Source organism: Novosphingobium sp. LASN5T (assembly GCF_003856955.1).
Taxonomy (GTDB): domain Bacteria; phylum Pseudomonadota; class Alphaproteobacteria; order Sphingomonadales; family Sphingomonadaceae; genus Novosphingobium.
Map to the genome: position 1 here is coordinate 1 of NZ_RQSI01000060.1, position 19,067 is coordinate 19,067.

Annotated in this window: 15 protein-coding genes; 3 read left to right on the forward strand and 12 right to left on the reverse strand. The window is 60.5% G+C overall.

The annotated features are described in order from the left end of the window. Window positions 1-192: 192 nt before the first annotated feature. The gene (locus tag EH199_RS21830; RefSeq protein WP_223806848.1) at window positions 193-648 is read left to right on the forward strand and encodes a hypothetical protein; all 456 of its coding nucleotides are present in this window, start codon (window positions 193-195) and stop codon (window positions 646-648) included. 69 nt (window positions 649-717) lie between these two features. Here EH199_RS21830 and EH199_RS21835 read toward each other — a convergent pair whose 3' ends face one another. Further along, window positions 718-1,845, reverse strand: a complete 1,128-nt coding sequence (locus EH199_RS21835; protein ID WP_072378584.1) for a DUF3800 domain-containing protein — start codon at window positions 1,843-1,845, stop codon at window positions 718-720. Window positions 1,846-1,883: 38 nt separating this feature from the next. On the opposite strand from EH199_RS21835, the gene EH199_RS21840 reads away from it, so the two are divergent. After that, the gene (locus EH199_RS21840) at window positions 1,884-3,464 is read left to right on the forward strand and encodes an endonuclease NucS domain-containing protein (RefSeq protein WP_124811211.1); all 1,581 of its coding nucleotides are present in this window, start codon (window positions 1,884-1,886) and stop codon (window positions 3,462-3,464) included. Between the two features lie 49 nt (window positions 3,465-3,513). Here the strand turns inward: EH199_RS21840 and EH199_RS21845 are convergent, their stop codons facing one another. Together EH199_RS21845 and EH199_RS21850 are read right to left on the reverse strand one after the other, a co-directional pair. Beyond that, window positions 3,514-4,896 carry a hypothetical protein gene (locus tag EH199_RS21845; protein WP_124811212.1) on the reverse strand — a complete coding sequence of 461 codons (1,383 nt, stop codon included), beginning with the start codon at window positions 4,894-4,896 and terminating at the stop codon, window positions 3,514-3,516. A 102-nt stretch (window positions 4,897-4,998) separates the two neighbouring features. After that, window positions 4,999-6,456 (reverse strand): caspase family protein, encoded by a 1,458-nt coding sequence (locus EH199_RS21850; RefSeq protein WP_066528950.1) that lies wholly within the window; start codon window positions 6,454-6,456, stop codon window positions 4,999-5,001. Between the two features lie 456 nt (window positions 6,457-6,912). Here EH199_RS21850 and EH199_RS21855 point away from each other — a divergent pair, with 456 nt between their 5' ends. After that, on the forward strand, window positions 6,913-11,055 hold the full coding sequence (locus tag EH199_RS21855) for an Eco57I restriction-modification methylase domain-containing protein (RefSeq protein WP_124811213.1): 4,143 nt from the start codon (window positions 6,913-6,915) through the stop codon (window positions 11,053-11,055). Window positions 11,056-11,124: 69 nt separating this feature from the next. Here the strand turns inward: EH199_RS21855 and EH199_RS21860 are convergent, their stop codons facing one another. The 9 genes from EH199_RS21860 to EH199_RS21900 all read right to left on the reverse strand — a co-directional run. Next, a complete protein-coding gene (locus tag EH199_RS21860; protein ID WP_066531904.1) occupies window positions 11,125-11,514 on the reverse strand; it encodes a CopG family transcriptional regulator in 390 nt (129 codons plus the stop codon). Then, on the reverse strand, window positions 11,511-13,499 hold the full coding sequence (locus EH199_RS21865; RefSeq protein WP_066531901.1) for a conjugal transfer protein TraG: 1,989 nt from the start codon (window positions 13,497-13,499) through the stop codon (window positions 11,511-11,513). The genes EH199_RS21860 and EH199_RS21865 overlap by 4 nt, the downstream gene beginning before the upstream one ends. 112 nt (window positions 13,500-13,611) lie before the next feature. Then, on the reverse strand, window positions 13,612-14,313 hold the full coding sequence (locus EH199_RS21870; protein WP_066531899.1) for an RES family NAD+ phosphorylase: 702 nt from the start codon (window positions 14,311-14,313) through the stop codon (window positions 13,612-13,614). After that, on the reverse strand, window positions 14,300-14,767 hold the full coding sequence (locus EH199_RS21875) for an antitoxin Xre-like helix-turn-helix domain-containing protein (RefSeq protein ID WP_197426237.1): 468 nt from the start codon (window positions 14,765-14,767) through the stop codon (window positions 14,300-14,302). The genes EH199_RS21870 and EH199_RS21875 overlap by 14 nt, the downstream gene beginning before the upstream one ends. Before the next feature lie 49 nt (window positions 14,768-14,816). Then, window positions 14,817-16,562 carry a DUF3363 domain-containing protein gene (locus EH199_RS21880; RefSeq protein WP_066531898.1) on the reverse strand — a complete coding sequence of 582 codons (1,746 nt, stop codon included), beginning with the start codon at window positions 16,560-16,562 and terminating at the stop codon, window positions 14,817-14,819. 247 nt (window positions 16,563-16,809) lie between these two features. Next, window positions 16,810-17,511 (reverse strand): lytic transglycosylase domain-containing protein, encoded by a 702-nt coding sequence (locus tag EH199_RS21885; RefSeq protein WP_124811214.1) that lies wholly within the window; start codon window positions 17,509-17,511, stop codon window positions 16,810-16,812. Between the two features lie 3 nt (window positions 17,512-17,514). After that, complete coding sequence (locus tag EH199_RS21890; protein ID WP_124811215.1) at window positions 17,515-17,844, reverse strand: DUF736 domain-containing protein; 330 nt, start codon at window positions 17,842-17,844, stop codon at window positions 17,515-17,517. Window positions 17,845-17,848: 4 nt separating this feature from the next. Continuing rightward, entirely contained in the window at window positions 17,849-18,427 is a 579-nt protein-coding gene (locus tag EH199_RS21895; protein WP_124811216.1) for a S26 family signal peptidase, read from the reverse strand. Next, window positions 18,424-19,067: DUF2840 domain-containing protein (locus EH199_RS21900; protein ID WP_223806849.1), on the reverse strand; the 644-nt coding region annotated here is incomplete at its 5' end. The genes EH199_RS21900 and EH199_RS21895, both read right to left, overlap by 4 nt.

Sequence of the window (19,067 nt, forward strand, 5' to 3'; positions counted from 1 at the left end):
CCGGCGCCGCTCTGGCCCCGAAAATACCGTCACCTGACCCACCGACCGCTCCAAAGCACACTCTTAAGAGCACGCTTAAGAGCGCTCGCTACCTACCCAGACAAGGCGGCCCCCGCCGGATGGATACCCATTGACGGGCGGGACTTGGAGAGAAGCATCACCCAGCTCTTGGAACCGCGTGTGAGAGACGCGATGACTGGGGATGAACCCTTCTACGTCCAGCACGGCCCCTTCGAGCGTGAAACGATGAGAGCCCCGCCCGCTCAACCGCCCGAATACGACTTGGCCTTCGTACTTCGGGCCGACGAACGGATCATGTGGCCGCTTGAAGCCAAGGTGCTTGAGACGCCGGGCAGCGTGGCCGCTTACGTGCGTGACGTGACTGACGAATACCTGACATGCCGATACGCGCCGTTTTCGGAATCGGGGGCAATGCTGGGCTATCTTCTGGCCGGGACGCCTAATGACGCGCTCAAAGCGATCGCCGGGAAGCTGGGAGTTGCGCTTGAGGAGGTGACCGATTTGCCCACGGAAACGAATAGGTGGTCGAAGCATGTGCGGACCGTACCGGCTGGAAAGCCATATCCTCCCGAATTTTGGTGCTATCACTTAATTTTGGAATTTCCGTCCTTGCATCGAAGTCATTGAAGCCGAGGTTCCTCCTTGGAAGGCTATACTCAGCGAAATCGATTAAACCCGTGGGCGAACGATTCAATTTCATCTCTCAAAAGTGAGAGCTTCACCCTCAAGTACGAAGCTGGCGCGATGGCGATCCTTAGCGGAGATAACGTATTGCGCGAACGCCGGGCATTCGTCGGCTGATGCGTCGAGCAATCGAGCCAGAAGCCTGAGACTGCGCCGCTGTTGATTCGTTAAGTTGGCCATCTCCTCCTCGAGTTCGTCGAGCGGCGTGCGATTGAGATGGCTGAACAGCTTGCCAAGTAGTCCTGCTACAGGGTCAGACAACTGCACGCCTGGCTCGGACTGGGAATTGGCAAACCGGAAGTGGCGGAGCGGAACGCCGTTGTCGTTCAAGGGGAGCGATTCGAGATATGCCTCGATCTGCTTTTCGTCGTCGAGGATGTGCTGCGCCTTCGTGAAGAGACAAAGCCGATTCAAAAAGAACGAGCCAAAGCCGTCGATAAGGACGTTGGGCGTCTCGTCTTCCAGATAGGGCAGGGACTCCAGTCCCCTGGACGCCTGCAACAAGCCCTTCAACATATAGAAGGGGAAATGCTCGAGCAGCGGCTCGCGATGCTCGACCAGGTCCCGCAGCTCGGCAATGAAGGCCGACCGGCGCTCGCGTCCGACATCTGGGTAGTTGTAGCGGCCGAGCAGCTCGGCGGTGCCGTCTACATCGTCGCACAGCACGGTATAGAGGCTATCCTTAAGGAGCAAATGCGCCGCCATCAGCACCGGCTCGCCGACTTCTGTGACGATCGAATCCACGATGTCGACGATCGACCAATAAAGCAGATCGATCACTTGATAGTGCAGCAGAAACTTTTTCGCCGTCAGCCAGTCGAGTAACGTCTCGACCTTCGATGAGGCGAGCAGATCGAGGAAACCGCCGGCGCCTAAATGCTTCAGCTTGATCTCTTTCACCGATGGCTGGAGGCGCAGCGCTGCATGAAGCTCGGCGAGGGCGATCGGCCGCGGCGAACCTCGATGAACGATCCCGCCCAGCACGAAACAGTCCGGTCGGCGGATATTCATCCCGGCCGATGTGAGATGCAGCTTTCGGACGTTGTTTGTCTCATCGTAATAGAAGGTATAGCGCTCATCGACGTTTGGCAGGTCGTAAGCCGCCAGAATGGAATCTCTCATCTCGTTTACGTCGATCATTCTCCCTCGATACATCGATCTCGGCTATCAACCGAGTCATGAACAGCTCGCCGGATAAAAATGCACCGAAGCCGGTATTGAACCTCTTTTCCAATGAAGACGAGTTTCGAGACCATCTAGCCGAGCGGATGGAACTCATTGAGCCTGGGCTTGTGCATCTCAAAACCGAGTACGTGCTCGACAACGCCAACGGATCTGGGGGACGCATCGATATCCTTGCTCGCGATGCGTTCGATCACATCGTTTGCGTCGAGATTAAGCGCAGCGACAACAGCGCTCGCGGCACACTGAATGAGCTGAGCAAATACGTTACCCTTCTCGTGGAGCGAGACAGGGTCCCGAGAGAGATGATCCGTTGCGTCGTCGTCTCGACCCATTGGAGTGAACTGCTCCTGCCGCTGTCATATTTTGCGTATTCGGCCAGCGTCGATGTCACGTCGCTGCAGGCCAAGTCAGAAGCCGGTGCTGTAGTTCTGCGGCCGATTGCGCTCAAGACGCTGCGATTCCTCCCGCAGCTCAGTCCCGACATGGACTTGATTTGGTTCGACACAAGCGAGCCGCGGGAGCGCTACGTCGCCTTTATCAGGTCACGCGCATCTCGATTGCAGTTCGTGCGGCTCGCCCTGCTGCTGTTCGAACCCAAGGAGCCGCTGGGAGCGGGACGATCGCCCTATCCCATGATAATTTGTGTATGGCGCGTGCCGGACGGAGTCCACGATCGCATCGAGGCGATAATTGGCAAACGGATCGGGGAGGACTTCCCCTATGCGGCCCGCGGCTGGGAGCCCGAAGCAGATGCGAAGGGCTGGATTGGCGACGTCCCGCACGATCAGCTTCCAGAATTTGCCAACGGCTGGACCCACGGAAACCCGGAAATGCTCCATGCGCTGCAGGAGCGCTACGCGCTGCATCGCGTTGAACGGGTCGGCGACTGGCCGAAACTCGAATTCATCAACGATGACGCCAGGATCCTGAGCGCGGCCTTGGCCGTGTCACCGCTCGGGGGGAGCGAGCGACCGAACCGGCACAGCTACCGCGCGACTGTCACGCCTGCCGTTGCAACGTCGTGGAAGATGGCAACGGACGCTTTCCTCGGGTTCATCGCGTTCGAGCCGGTCTGGCATGAGGCGGCGCGCGCGTATCTGGAGCGGCTTTCGGGTAGCGACGTTAGCGTCGATTTGCACGCCTTCGACAAAAAGCATCTGGCGTATGCAATCCACCAAGCTCAGTCGCATAAGCAAACAATGCTAGGCTATTTCGAGATCATCGTACGCGTAGGCGACACCGTGCTCAAGGGGCTGCATGGATACTATACCTGGGACGGCAAGACCTGCCCGGCCGATGCACGAGCAACGATAAACCAGGTCTATGGTGACGTCGTCTGGGCGAGGCTGAGTATGGAAAGTGCGGTCGATAACGGCCGATACGAGTCGGCCAACGAACTCCACGGCTTCTTGCCGGTCGTTGACTGGCTGCACGAAAACGGATCGCTCCACGGCAGCCCGCCACCCTTTCGGCATTCGATCCAAGATTTCCTGACCGCCAACCCCGAGTATTGCCGCCAGGTCTCGGACGTCCTTAAGCAAGTAGGCCGCTTGCCGACTGATCCCTCGGCGTAGTCCGCTGTGCCCAGTTCGGTCAGCGGCGAGACTGAGGCGGGGCTCCCGACTATGATCGGTCGAGCGGATACTGGCTGGCCGGATCCCAGTGGACGCCGCGATTGATCTTGATCTCGGGAGTCAGCAGCATGTGATATGGTAGCGGCTCGCGTGTTCCATGACGTCCTACGCGATAGGAGGCCGAGGTTTCCTCGATCGCCCAGCTCTCATCCGACCGTGTTGTGACTTCAGGCGCAACATACTCGCCGTAGACCCATCGCAGGCGCGTATCGCCCGGATCGAAGTCGAGCATCTCAAGCTTGTTGCGGAAATGTCGGACGCCGACAGCCGTGCCACCCGCCCAGGATTCAACGCCGACATGAACAACACCGGGCCGATCCTTGGGAAGCTGTGCGGCCGCTTTCGCCACTGTTGATCGGAAATGCCGCGCCTTCTGGCGGATCGCCTCCCGCGATTGATTACGCCACCCAATAACACTGGCGTGATAGACCATGTCCGCCCAGAATGGACGGCTGAGGCTCGGTCGCCACTTCCCGGCCATTGAATGCGCGAAGTCGTGGTCATACTGGCCGATAAGCAATTCTATCATTCTGCTCGAACCGTAGTAAACCTCGTCCTTGGCAAGAACGCGATGCGCCAGCGACCAGTCAATTTCGCGGATAGTGCCTATGCCATGGCCATCGCGCCAATAATTCGGCCCAACGCCGTTCAGATAGTCCGATGCATGCCGGGCAAGGTAATCGTCAGGGATCGCACTTAGCTCGGCATCGTACGCGACCTGCATGTAGATTGACCGATAGGCTTCTAGCGAAAGCCGATGGACGGGCTGAGCCAGAACCTGGCCGCGAGTACGTTCCCGCGCATCGTAACTCGAACGGTCCATACGCTTGCACTCAACAGCCCAGCGCTGCCGCCCCTTGCTAACATTGAGGTCGTGGGTCTTGGCGACTCCGGGTCGCTCAGGGACAAAGACTGTATTCCAACCGTCCCGTCGGTATGCAAGCGCGACCAGCAGCTCGAACAGTCCGCCATCGGGCTGGCTCCGATCGGCGTTCATCAGCCGGGCGGCCCGGTCTTCGGCGCCGCCAATCGAAAGCAGCGTGGTCAATTCCTCGCCAATCCGGGTAAAGGTCGGCACCATGCGAACCGCTTCTTCCGGCACCCAGTTCAGGCGATCCGCCGCGTAAGCATTAGCCTGGAAAACGTACCAAGCGGCAGTATCCGCCGGATCATAGAATGGGACGGGATTGCCACGCGCCCAGCTCTCTTTCGCCGCAAGAAAGCGGTCGCGGGTCGCTTCAAGCCGCTGGTGCCAGGTTCGACGCTGGACAAGCTCTGCGAGCCATGCGCTGGCGAGCAGCACATTGTCGTCGCGCCAATCCCATCCGGTCTTCGGCGCCGTCCATTCGGGATCTTTAGGACTTATTCTCATGCTTGCTTTCACGCATACCATTAAACTGGTGTAAGGCGTCCGCGTTCAGCCCAAGGTGTGTGCTGGCATCATGAGAACGTGGCGGGCTGGGCGATGCCGAGCTTACTTGCGTACGGTCCAGCCTAGCGCAATCCGCAGCACCGGTTCTTTCGCCGCCGAATTTGGCGAGTAAGTCAATTTGAGATTGCGCGCGGGCACCGCTAAGTCCTCTGACAACCTTTCAGCGAGTTCGTTTGGTGCAATTGCAAAGTAAATGGGGTCGCCTTCGTCGGTGTCCCACGCGTCATCGCTAACTTTCAGGACGTCGACACCGCCGATGTAGATCGCGTCAACGCGCGGGCCACTCTTCTTCTGAATGGTCGAAATCGTTACTGCCAGATCCTGGCCCTTACCGGGGACAACATGGTAGTCGGCATTGGCAGCGATTAACGCATCAGCAATGAAATCGAAGCTGGTCCTGAAGGTGGGGACGCGCTGCAGATCGAACACCGTGTCGAAGAACTTGCTCTTGATTTTGGTTCGAAGCTTTCCCGAAGCGTCGAAGAAAATCTCGAACAGCATGCCGTCCAGAATTGCCTTGCGCTTCGCCTCTTCATAGGTCGCGGTTCTCGCGACAAAGTCGTTAACATACGATGTTGCTGCGGCCGACGTCCCACATGCGGCCTGATAGATATTGCGACCGAGCACGAAAAGGCTGTCTGGGGCCATCTTGTTGGCCGCCTCGGGCGTAAGGAGTGCCAATGCGGGGTTTTGCCTGTACCAGTCGTGCGTCTTCAGTCCCGCTATGATCTTGTGCGACTTCTTCGCGACGTCGAGGACGAAGAGCCCGTCTGCCAGTGCCGTTCCATCATATTCGGTGATAAGTTTGCCGAGACTCATGTTGAAGTAGAATTCGCCCGCAAGCGATGTATGCTCCCACGAAGTTTGCCTGCTCTTGGTTGCAGCGGCGACCGTGTTTCTAACGCGCTTGAACATCGTTTCTATAGAACAGTCGGGCGCGTCAATGTGGTCAAGCAGTGCGGCCGTGTAGGTTCCGTTTCGACCATCGCCGTCGCCTGCGGTCTCGCCAGGCGACGTCGCGAAGCCGATAATTGTTCCCTTGGGCGCATAGACAGAGGCGAGGCCGCGGGTCGCGGCGCTGCGCTGCCACTTGCGCTCCCAGGGGTTATTGCGGCACGCATCAAGAATGATAATCTTCGTTGCTGCCGTTGACTTCGACATCACGTCCACGACCTTATCCAATGAAAGCGAGCTGTGCTTGGCGTCGGTCTCGCTGTCCATGTCCGTATCAAGCGCTAGCAGATAGTTGCTTCCCTCGATCTGCATGCCGTGTCCGGCAAAAAAGAACAGACCGACATCATGCTTATCGAGTGACGCGCGGAACAGTTTAAGGCTCTTCTCCATTTCCTTCGCAGTGCAGTCGGTCACAACGATCGCTTCGAACCCATAGCCTTTTAGCTTAGCGCCGAAGTCGTCGGCGTCGTGCACCGGGTTCATCAAGTCGTGGCCGTCTGGATAATCGGCATTGCCGATTACGAGGGCAGTCATGCTACGCTTCAAGAACTTTCTCCTGCCGGTAAGGTCGCCTTCTGAGATGCCGGTTGTAAGTTCATTGTACAACAAGGCGATTAACTTCTACTGGCGAAAAGCTCATAATCGCGCCTCAGCATTTACGTTCTGTAGCACCGCGGTTGAGCGGCAGCTGTCCAATGACGACCAGACGCACACGATCCGCGACGGAAACCTACCGATCGTATGCCCCCTAGCCAACTTCGAGATGAACGGACGGCCGCTTTCATAACTCATGAAGGGGTAGCTGTACGGCAGGAAAGTTGGCGCCTGCCGTCGATGTCCCCAATCGCATTTTGCATAGCGCCAATCATACGAGATGTCGTCTGACAATAACAATTCGCTAGGCATCGCAGCGCGATGAAATCTACGCCTGAACCTCCCCGCCAAGGAATCGCTTCATTCCTCCGTCAAAACTGGCTAGCTCGGGCTGACGGGAGGCGGCGGGTGCATCAAGGTGCTTTATTCACAACAGATTGGCTGACGGAAGGGGTCACGGCGACGCCGCAGTGGCAGGCGCTGGATGATGCTCGAATTACGCAATTGTGGGCGCAATCACGCCATTTGCTCGATGAACTTCTAAAGCGCAAAAATCCCACCGAGGCCGATACCGAGCAGAAGTTGATTTACCCGTTACTTGGGCTGCTGGGCTGGGATCATATTTCGGTTCAGCAAAATCTTACCGTCCGCGGGCGCAAAGATGTGCCGGATGCGCTGCTGTTTCCCGATGCAGATGCCGATGCCACCGCTAGTGGGCTGGAGCCGTGGCAGCGGTTCCGCCATGGCTCGGCGCTAGTGGAGGCCAAGCGCTGGGGGCGACCGCTCGATCGGCAAGGCACGGGCGATCAAGGTGTCCCGTCCACCCAAATCATGCACTACCTGCAGCGTGCCAGCGTGGTTACCGAAGGCCGGATGCCATGGGGCATTTTGACCAACGGGCGAAATTGGCGACTGTATTACCAAAACGCGCTTTCGGTTGCCGAAGACTTTTTCGAGATCGACCTTGGCAAGCTGTTCGGTTTGCCTGGTTGCACACCCGAACTTTTTGACGTCGGCATGTCCCCCGAACACGCCTTCCGCCTGTTCGTTCTAGCGTTCGGGCGTGAGGCGTTCCTGCCGACCGACCAAGGCCGCAGCTTCCATCTAATCGCGCTTGATGAAACGAAACGCTGGGAAGAGCGTGTCCGAAAGGATCTCGCCGAAACCGTCTTCTCGAACGTGTTTCCCAAGTTGATCGCAGCGATTCCCTTGGCCGACCCCAATCGACCTGCCGAGATCAATGCGGCCTATGCAGAGGAAGTGCGCTCCTCCGCGCTGTTCCTTCTCTACCGGCTGTTGTTCATTCTCTATGCCGAAGACCGCAATCTTCTGCCCGATGAGACTGGCCCCTATTCGCCTTATTGTCGCACCCGGCTGCGGCAGGAAATCGAGCAACTGGATAATGAGGGTCGCAAGCCCCTGGAGCGGAGCCACGCCTACTGGTCGCGGCTCGAAACGATCTTCGGGGCTATTGCCGAGGGCGACGACAGCCTTGGCATCCCGCCCTATAATGGTGGCCTATTCGATGCGGCGGAATCTCCGCTGCTCTCGCGTATCCGCTTGCCCGACACCGTGTTGGCTGAAGTCATATTGGCACTGTCGCACCGCCGCGAAGACGGGAGACTGCGTTACATCAACTATCGCGATCTTTCGGTGCAGCAGCTGGGTTCAATCTATGAATCCATCCTCGAATATGGCGTGGAGCCAGATCTTGAGGCCCGCAGCGTCAAGCCGCGAGCCGACAATCAGGCCCGCCATCGTTCCGGGTCCTATTACACACCCGAGCCACTGGTTTCGCTGATTATTGAGAAAACGGTCGGCCCGGTAGTTGCGGAAAAACGGGCAGCATTTGAGGCGGCCCACGGACAAGGGCTGAAAGGCGCGGAACTCGCCCAGCATGATCCAGCGATGGCGCTGCTCTCTTTGCGGATTGTTGATCCCGCAATGGGTAGCGGGCATTTTCTGGTCAGCCTGGTCGATTGGCTCTCGGACAAAGTGCTGACCGCGATTGGGGACGCCGAGGAAATTGCGGGCGATAGCTATGCGTCGCCGCTGGTTCAAAACATTGCTGGCCTGCGTGAAGCCATCCTAGCCAACGCGCGCGACCATGGCTGGCCGATTGTCGAGGACCAGCTCGAGGACCGCCACATCGTCCGGCGCATGGTGCTCAAACGCTGCATCCACGGCGTGGATCTCAACCGCATGGCGGTTGAGCTGGCCAAGGTCTCGCTCTGGCTACACAGCTTCACAGTCGGCGCACCGCTGTCTTTCCTCGATCACCATCTGCGCTGCGGCAATTCTGTGCTGGGCGGATGGGTGCGCCCAACAATGGATTGGTTACAGGCGCGCGGATCGCTGATCGCCAACAATCATCTTGCCCCGCTGGCCAATGTCGTGCGGCATATGGAAACCATTGAGGGGCTGACCGATACCGACCTGACCGAAGTGCACCAATCAAAGCAGCTCTTCGGCACCGTCGCGGAATCGAGCCGCCCGCTGAATGCCCTGCTGTCGCTGGTCAAAGCGGACGATCTGATGGGCGTGCTGGAAACCAACGTAAAGCGTCCGCGCGAGACAGCAGCAGCAATCCGCGCCGATGGCGATAAACGCATCGCCGCCATGCCTGAAAAGACTGACAAGGAAAAAGCTGCCAAGGCCAAGGAAATCGAACGGATCGACCGCGCCGTCACCCGCGCCGCAGAGGCCGAGCGCAAGTTCGATCGGGCCGAAGCATTGAAGCTGGTGTTCGAAGGCAGCTTCGGCGACCCGAGCCGTATCGCCAGCGGCGATCTAGCGATCATGGACGGCGATAGCGATGACGGGGCACAGGCCAGCCTGATGCCCGAAGTCAGGCCCGATGATCGCCGCCGCACAATGGCCAGCGGGATCATTGGTGATGCGCTGGGCCATGTGGCGCAGCAAGATTTCTTCAACTGGGAAATCGCTTTTCCCGGTGTCTGGGCAGAGCTTTCATCGAACGCACGCACCGGCGGCTTCGATGCCGTCATCGGCAATCCGCCCTATGTCCGGCAGGAAGAAATCAGCGCGATCAAACCCGCGCTCGCCAAGAGCTTTTCGACCTATGCTGGCACGGCCGACCTCTATGTCTATTTCTATGAACAGGGGATCAAGCTGCTGCGGCCCGGCGGGCGGATGGGCTATGTCGTTACCAACAAATGGCTTAAGACTGGCTATGCAGAGGAACTGCGGCGACTGTTCGCCGAAGATGTCTGGATCGAATTCCTCGCCGATTTCGGCCATGCCAAGCATTTGTTTCCTGATGCAGATGTTTTCCCCTGCGTCATCAGCGTGCGCAAGCCGCTCGGCGAGGACGTGCCCGAAGAGTTCGATCTGGCCGTTATCCCGCGTGACGAGGTTCCGCGTGAAGGGCTGGCGCTGGCGGTGGATGCCGCGACCTACCGGGCAGCGCGATCAGACCTGACAGCAGAGCCCTGGGTGCTGGAGCCGCCGGATGTCGCCGCGCTGCTGCGCAAAATCCGCGAGCGCGGCGTGCCGCTGTCCGAATATGCCGGGGTCAGCCCGCTTTACGGGATCAAGACCGGCTTCAACGAAGCCTTCCTGATCGATACTGCGACGCGTGACCAACTGGTCCGTGACGATCCGGCGGCATCGGAGATCATCAAGCCCTACCTGCGTGGGCAGGATATTGGCCGCTGGTCGCCCGAATGGGCAGGGCTGTGGATGATCTTTGCTCGGCGTGGAGTCGACATTGAACAATACCCCAGCGTCCTGAGGCATCTGCAAGGCTACCGCACTCAGCTGGAACCCAAGCCGGAGAACTGGGTGCCTCCGACAAAGGGGGCGGAATGGCCGGGAAGGAAAGCAGGGACCTACAAATGGTATGAAATTCAAGACTCCGTCGATTATCATGAGCGGTTCAACGAGCCCAAAATACTCATCCGGCGCATTGCGTTCTACGCGCAAATCTGTGCCGATAATGGCGACAACCTCCTGAATGACTCGGCTCTGATATTGCCGACCACGGACCTTTGGCTACAGGTTTGCATGAATGCCCCAACCGGTTGGTACTTCATGTTCAAGAAGTTCCCGCACAAGAAGGACGAGGCGTTGGCACTCGACATTCCGTACGTGAGGAACTTCCCAATTCCACCGCTGGCTGATGATCAGCGAGATCGTGTCGCGGAATTGGTAGCTCTGGCAAAGCAATCGCAGGATGCGATAAATCGTGCGGAATCGTCATTGGCCGATTGGCTTCAGATCGAGTTTTCAAATGTGCAGGTCAATACCGCCCTCCGCCAAGCCAGCCTCCTCGACAGCGATGGCTTCATTGCCGCTGTCCGTGCCGCTTTGCCCCGCCGCCAGTCGCTGACGCCCACCCAGCTGCGCCAGCTCCGCGATGCCTTTGCCGAAACCGCCGAACCCGCCCGCACCGCGCGCGGCGAACTGCTCGCCCACGAACGCGCCCTCGCGGCCATGGTTGAGCGTGCCTACGGCCTGACGGAAGAAGAAGTCGCGCTGATGTGGCGCACCGCTCCGCCTCGTATGCCCCTTCCGCCTCCTCTTGGTTGACGGCTTGGCAGCGTCAACGCTTAGCTGAATGGCAGAGCGACCCAATTATCAGCGGGAGGAGAGGTCGTTTTAGAGTCGAAAATCGCCCAACCGGGACCGTCCCTCCAATCGGCGCGCGAGTGCTTCAACAAACCCCTCATACCGCTCCTTGCCCTGCGCTTGCGCCGCGGCAAGGCCACTATCGGGCAGGGGCGGATTGGCGGTAAGCCAGAACCGCACGAACAATGCCAACGCCTCTGTGGTGATCTCGGTTTGCTGATCGAGTTGTCCGAGGCGCCGGTCGATGCGGTCAAGGCGGCGGCTGAGCGCCGCTTCGAGCTGTTCAGGGTTGTCAGGCGACATGAATGACCGAAGAGCGGCCTCCACGACATCGGGCTGGCCGACACGCCTCCGCATCGCGAATTCGGCAAGTTGGTCGATCACATCAGGCGGCAGCCGAAACGTACGCTTCAGCTTCACAGTTCGATCCCGTCGCCGAGGTCGAGCGAGGCCTGTCGGGCGCCGCGCTCCATAGTGCGCCGGATGTGGTCGTTGTTTGCGGCTGATTGGTCTGTGTCTGCGCCGTCAGATTCGGCAAAGTCGAATTCCGCTGCAGGAGACTTGGGCCGCGCAACCACTTCGACATGTTCGGGCAGGTCAGGCTCGCGCCGCAAGCCGCCATTGGCAGGATCGATCCTGCGACTACCGTCTTCAGATGACTTGGGGTCTGGCTCGATAGGGGGCAGAGCACTCCAGTCATCGGTTGCGCGCGCCTCGGCGGGTTGGCCGCAGTTCTCGGGTGCGGGCAACACTCGAGACTGCAGCCGCCGATCAGCGTAGTAGCGGGCCTTCTTCGCCTTGATCGGCGGTGCCCCTGACGAGAGCACGACCTCGTCGGTCTGCGGCAGTTGCAAGATTTCGCCCGGCGTAAGGAGTGCGCGCGCCGTTTCAGATCGTGAGATCATCAGGTGACCAAGCCAGGGTGAGAGCCTGTGCCCGGCATAATTTTTCATCGACCGCTGCTCGGTGGTCGTGCCGAGAGCTTCAGAGACCCGTTTGGCTGTGCGCTCATCGTTGGTCGCGAAGGCAACGCGAACATGGCAATTGTCGAGGATGGCATTGTTTTGCCCGTAGGCGCGCTCAATCTGGTTCAGGGACTGTGCAATCAGGAAAGCCTTGAGGCCGTAGCCCGCCATGAAGGCGAGGGCGCTTTCGAAGAAATCGAGCCGGCCGAGGGCAGGGAACTCATCCAGCATGAGCAGAACACGCTGGCGCTTGGTCGCAGGATCGAATTCTTCTGTAAGGCGGCGGCCGATCTGATTGAGGATCAGGCGGATCAGTGGCTTGGTCCGGCTGATGTCGGACGGCGGCACGACCAGATAGAGCGAAGTCGGTCGGCCGCTTGTGAGATCGGCGATCCGCCAATCCGAATGGCTGGTGACCTTTGCTATAACCGGATCGCGATAGAGGCCTAGAAACGACATGGCGGTCGACAGCACGCCTGATCTCTCGTTGTCAGACTTGTTGAGCAGCTCGCGCGCAGCGCTGGCAACGACCGGGTGCGGGCCTGCTTCACCCAGATGCGGGGTGTCCATCATGGCATAGAGCGTGTTCTCAATGGTCTCGTCGGGGTTGGAGAGGAAAGCCGCAACGCCAGCGAGCGATTTGTCAGCGCCGGCGTAAAGCACATGAAGGACGGCCCCAACCAGCAACGCGTGGCTGGTCTTTTCCCAGTGGTTGCGCTTCTCGAGACTGCCTTCGGGATCGACCAGGATGTCTGCGATGTTCTGCACGTCGCGCACCTCATTGAGGCCGCGGCGCACCTCCAGCAGCGGATTGTATGCGGACGATTCAAGACTGGTTGGATCGAAACGCAGCGTGCGGCTGAACGTGCTGCGAAAACCGGCAGTAACATCCCAGTTCTCGCCCTTGATATCATGCACGATTGCCGAGCCTGACCAGGTCAGCAGGGTCGGGATCACGAGGCCGACGCCTTTGCCGGAGCGTGTCGGCGCAAAGCACAGAACATGTTCAGCCCCGTCGTGGCGAAGATAGTTGTTCTGGAACTGTCCGAGCACAACCCCGCTGTCGGCCAATAATCCGGCTTTGCGGATGTCATCGCGGGTTGCCCACCGGGCAGTGCCATAGGTGTTGGCGTTGCGGTTCTCGCGGCCGCGCCAGACGGACATCGCGATGGCCACCACGATTGCCAAGAACCCGCCCAAGGTGGCGATCATTCCCCCCGTGTCGAAAATCTGCGGAGCGTAGGCATCATAGGAGAACCACCACCAGAACAGGTCATAGGGGCGATAGACCGGATGGCCGAACAGTCGGAACCAGGGCGCACCGAGTTCTGGCTGGAACCCAAGCGCCGAGGCTGTCCATTGGGTTGCGGACCAGACGCTCGCAACAATGATGATCAGCACCGCGAGGATCTGACCCCACAGGATTTTGGCAGCCGACATGGCGCAACTCCGCATCGTTCACGCTTACGTCGGTGAGCTTTGGAGAAGTTGGCAAGGGGGGAGTTGGGGCTTGCAGCCCTTGGCGTAGAAACGGACAGGCTGGCGCAGATTGCTAGATCGGCTCCCAGGTATAATCCGGCGTGCCCGACCAGGTCAGCCGAACCATCGCGCCTTGCACCACCGACTGCACGACATTCGGCCATAGTGCGGCGATGCAGGTGCCGCCCGCATGGCGGACCGAGGGGTAGATGATGCCATTGTGGCCCTCGACTCGCGCCTGCGCGGCGAGAACATTGCCAGCAGCATAACCGGTCGCGGGGTCGGCATCGAGCGCGGGATGATCCGCTGCCTCGCGCAGGTCGACGAACACGCCGGCCATACTCGCGAGCATTTCGCCATATTCAACGACCGCGTTGAAGTCGCCTGCGTCAGCGAGTGCCTTAGTCAGGTGGTGCCCGACTTCGGCAATACATGTTTCAACCGCCAGCGCCGCATACCAAGCGCCGCGGTCTGCAGGGTTGAAGCGCATCGGCTCGCGCGGTTTGGCATAGGCGAAGCTGGCATTGATGAAGCGGGCATGAGGCACGCCATGAACCAGTTCTTCGGGGCTGAGTGCGCCAAGCCCGCGTTCCTCGGCAACTAACCGCCCGCTGGTCGCGCCTTCGATCTCGGCGAGCAGCGCCAACTCGTCGGGGTCGTCGGCCAGCGGCGCGAGTACGGCTTCGCGCAGCCGCGCGCTCGCCACAAGCCTGATGGTGCGGGGGAACGCCTCACGCACCAGCGGCAGCGCAGACTGCGGCTCAGAGCCCGCCACGCAGAGCGTCGATATACTGCCGGGTCTCAAGCATCCGGGGGATACCGCCTTCGATCATCGCTTCGACCGGCGACTTCGCGCCGAACACCGGCGCCCGGTTGGGTAGGCGCGGCCAACGGTCGGCCATCGCATCGGCGAACAGCAGGTGCAGCCCCTTGAACACACCGATCAAGGCCGAGGCACGGGTCAGCTGGTCCTGGCTCAAGGTGCCATCCCATTTGCCGGCCTTGATCCGGTCCCATGTGCTCTCGGACACGCCGAGCAGCGCGGCACCTTCGGCATTGCTGCCACCCCAGGCATCGACGAGCCGCAACACGGCCTTGACCGCCGCGCCGGTCAGACGCTTGCGGTCGCCGTCGCTCGAAAAGGTCTGCAGGCCTGCTGCTGCCGGGGCCGTTTGATGGGTGATTGCTGCGCTTGCCATGGTCGTTTCTCCTGACGCGAACATACGCATCACATGGTGCGTTTGTCAAGATTGGACTGGTACCGGTCAGCTTGCCACATCATATCTCGATCGACCTGCTTCGGCCCAGTGTCCATTCGATGCCACCACCAGACCGCGGCTGGCCGCTCACATAGTGCCCGAGATGCCGATCGAGCTGCTTTGACCAGGGGACTAGCGAAAACCCAAGGCCATCGTCGATCATCGCAAAGCGGCCCGAAGCGAGTTGGATGCGTTGGCGATAGACGCCTGACATCTCACCGGATGATCGGCTTTGGCGGTGTGGCAAGCCATGTTCACGCGAAAGTGCTGCACCAGCGTCGGCAAGGTCGCGCTCGCGCAAGGTGCCAAGCAGATTGCGGGACAGGGCGAAGCGGTCACCGCGCCGCTGGGCAAGACCCTCGCTTTCCAGATAATCGAGCCGGCGCGTTTTCGCTGCTTCGACTTCGCTGCCAAAGCCTGGACCGAGCGGCAGCGGCTCCGATGCAATCAATTGCTTGTCGAGCCAGGTGGCTCCGCGGCTGCGCTCCTGGGTAGCAAGATCGCGATCGGAATGGGTCAGGAGCGAGGATTGCTCGCGGCCGCGCCGGTCAGTCCAGGAGCGAAGCTCGACGATTGCGCCCGGCGCAGCATCACCGGTCATGTCGATGTCGGAGAATTTGCAATGATGGACCCTGCCATCCACGCCATCGACCACGGCGTAGGCCTGACCGGTCAACTCATTGTGCAGGCCGCGCTCGACCAGTCGCCCGATGACGGGCTCGCTCGCCCTTTCATCATGAAGGGCAAATCGACCCGCTTCAGCGGCAAGGCCGTGCCCGGTCATGGCGCGGTGCATCCTCTTGATCATATCACCTCTGGTGCCAAGCTCCCGCAAAGTCTGCTCGAGTGTTGGCTTCAACCGCCAGCAGCCAGGCGCAATCTTGTCTGCCAGGCCCATGCGTTCGAGTTTTGTGGCGCGGCCGATGAGATGCTGGTTGGCCGGGTTGGCGATCCGCTGCGGATCGGGGCGCAGGTCGACTACGCCGCCGAGGCCGTCACCAAGCGTTTGCAGCTGGCGATCAAGACCGGTCCAGCGATCGGCCTGCACCTCGCGGGCCAAGCTTCGATCAATGTCCTGCTGGGTCCGTGCGCCCAGTTCCATGGTCACCAGCTGCGCGGCACGAGCCCGCATGCCCTCGCTGATGTAGCTGCGGTCGATAACCAGGTCGCGGCCATCGTCGGCCTTGCCGCGTACCAGAATGTGGATGTGGGGATTGTCGGTGTTCCAATGGTCAACGGCGACCCAGTCGAGACCTGTGCCAAGATCCCTTTCCATCTGGCTCAGCAGGTCTCGGGTAAAGCTCCGCACATCGGCCAGTTCGGCCGTGTCTTCGGGCGAAACAATGAAACGGAAATGGTGACGGTCATCGGCGCAGCGCTCGGCGAAGGCTCCGCCGTCGACGGTCTCGTCGCCGCTGCCGAACAGCGCCGCATCCTTCCCGTCGCGGGTCACGCCATCGCGCTTGAGATAGGTCAGGTGCTTTGCCAGCGGCGCGGCAGTGAAGCGAGCCCCGCGATGCCGCACGATCCTCGCCTTGACGATCACACGGCGCTGACTTGCGCGGGAGCTTGCCTGCAGGCTTGCGATGCGGCCTCGGGCAAGGCGACCTGTGCTACGTCGCGATGCGGAACCACCCGCCCGGCCGCCGCAGCCTGACCGGTTGGCAAGTGCCCGCAGTTGGGCTTTGAGTGTGCGCGCTTTGCCTTGGCCGGAACTGCGATCTCGGATGCGCCCAGGCCTGATTTCCAGATCGTCATCACTCATGAGGTCAAGCGATGCGATACAGCGGCTGGCTCGTTGAACGGCGGAATTGCGACAATTATCGAGACTGGAGCCAGCCATGGGGCAGGGCGGCTGGCTGTGAAAATCCCGCAATTCTGCGGCCCCACACCTCGGCGGCTGGCTCCGCTTTCATCTTGCCATCCTCCTGACCCATCCTTTCCTGCAACCCCGCTTCCGCACAATATTGCGCTAGTCCACGCCATGACGCGCCAGAAAGGGAGGTGGCCCGTCACTGGTCGCGGTTCCCCGAGACAGGGACGAACAGCCCGCCATGCGGACGCAGCGAAGCAGGTGGCGCAGCCGCCGTTTCTTCGCTTATGTCCGCGTTCGGCGGTGCCTCGGTCGCGGCAGTTCGCGCCGTGAACAGCCCGCTTTGCGTCCACGCAATGCGCACTTGCGGCACAGGCGACATGCTGGCGACGACAGTGGCCGTGTTGTCCGATTGCAGCATCGGTGCGATCTTTGCGACATAAGCGCGGGTTTCTGCGGGAAGCGGGCGACCGCGATCGCGCCACTCCTGATAGCGCCCGGGTCCTGCATTATAGGCGGCGAGCATGCCATAAGCACCGTAACTGTCATACATTTCGCGAAGATAGCTGGTCCCAGCCAAGATGTTGTCGCGCGGGTCGAACGGGTCGCTGCCGAGACCGAACCGGGCGCGCTGACGCGCCCAGGTTCCAGGCATGAGCTGCATCAGACCCATCGCTCCGGCCGACGACACCGCGCCGATCCGGCCAGCGCTCTCGGCCCGCATGACCGCATAGATCCATTGTTCCGGGATGCCGAAACGCAGCGATGCCTCAGCAACGTACGCTGCAATGTCGACGGTGCGCGGCGCTGTCGGGTCGGCAGCGTCCTGCCCAAAGGCAGGCGCGGCACCGAACAAAGCGAGCGCAGCCAAAGCGGCGAAGCTGAGGCGGCGGAGCTGCATGGCTCAGCTGGCCTTTTCGCGCCGCGCGGGACGCGACCAAACCAGAACATGGCCGTTGTCATCGCCCTTGAAAAGGTTGGCCCGCAGCGGCTGCAAAAACGCAGGATCATCGATCTGCAAGCTGACATAGTCGCCTGCCTTCTCCCCGACATGCTTCCAGCCTGCGCCGATTTCGCGCCCGTCCGCATCTTCGCCAGCAACCACACGGAAGTCCGGAGCGTTCTCACTGTCCGATGGGTCTGCCGGGACGAGTGACAGCTCAATGCTCAGCGACAGCGTCCGCAGTTGACCGCTGTAGCCGCCGCCGGCGGCACGAAAAGTTCCGATACGCATGGGTTCAATCTCCTTGGGTTGAGGGTGAGGAAGTGTCGGAGGCGCGCGGGTCGGCGAACCAGACATGGTCGCCATTGCCCGCTTCATCGGTCCAGACTGGGGTTGCGCGCCCAATGACATGGGTCAGACGCAGCACGCCGAAATAGCGCCCATCGAAACTGTCGGGCGCTGCCGGGTTCATCACGAATAGCTCGCCGGTGCGCAGCACATGGCAGCCGGTCCAGGTCGGCAGTGCGCGCCCCAGACGGTCCCGCGGACGGGCCGCGCCGACATATTGGTCGTCAATCGTAATGCTCAAAGCATCACGGCAGACGCGCTGGCCGCGTACAGCCGCGATGCGCTTCAGCAGCGGGATGCTTGTCGGGAGATAATGCCGTTCGGCGAGCAAGCGGCGCAGTTCGGGCGGCGGCTCAATGGCGACCCGCTCGCCGACGTGCAGGCTCGCCCTGCCACGGATGGCGTAGAGCCCGGTGGGGACCGAGGCGGTCGCATTCCACACGGCGAAGCGCGCGACGGGCACGGCCAACGTCGAGAGCGTTGCGCAACCGACGATGGCTGCAAGTATCATGCTGCGCCGCTTCATGACAGAAGTGCCTTGCGCTGGAGCCAGGCTTGGTGCCGCGCGGGTGTGTAGTCACGCGGTGTAAGTCGGCCCGCCATCCGGTTGTGGATGTGTCGCCAATGTTCCGGAGCAACATCGCAGGGGTCTATGCCTGAGGTTTCGATGGCGTCGATCAGCCGGAAGACTTGCGCGACCTTGGGCCAGCCATGGACCGAAAGCAGCAGCTCTCCGCCGGGGTCGACCTGCGGCACGGTTGCACAACGCTCACCTAAGCTGACAGCTTGTACGATGTCCAAGGTTGAACGGACGGTGCCATAGTCGTTGGACGCCCAGCGGACCAAGGCGAACACTTGCCCCGCCTTATAGCTCTCAATTCGCTCGCTACGGCTGACGATCCGTTCGGCAACTGGCTTACCGAATTTGATCCAGTCCTCATGCTGGCCCTCGCGCCAGACCAGTGTCACATGTGTCAGCTGCGGGTCATCACCCATCCTCGTATCGGCAGGCCTTTCGGGCGCCGCGTCGCTATTTGTCTGTCGGTGTGCCGTGTTCGGTGAATCGGCGCGGATGGAAAACTGAGTCGATGCAAGGATTTGAGTCCATGTGTTTGGTTCCATGTCTGTGAACTGACTCCGAAATGTGCGATGCTGGCGTACTGAGT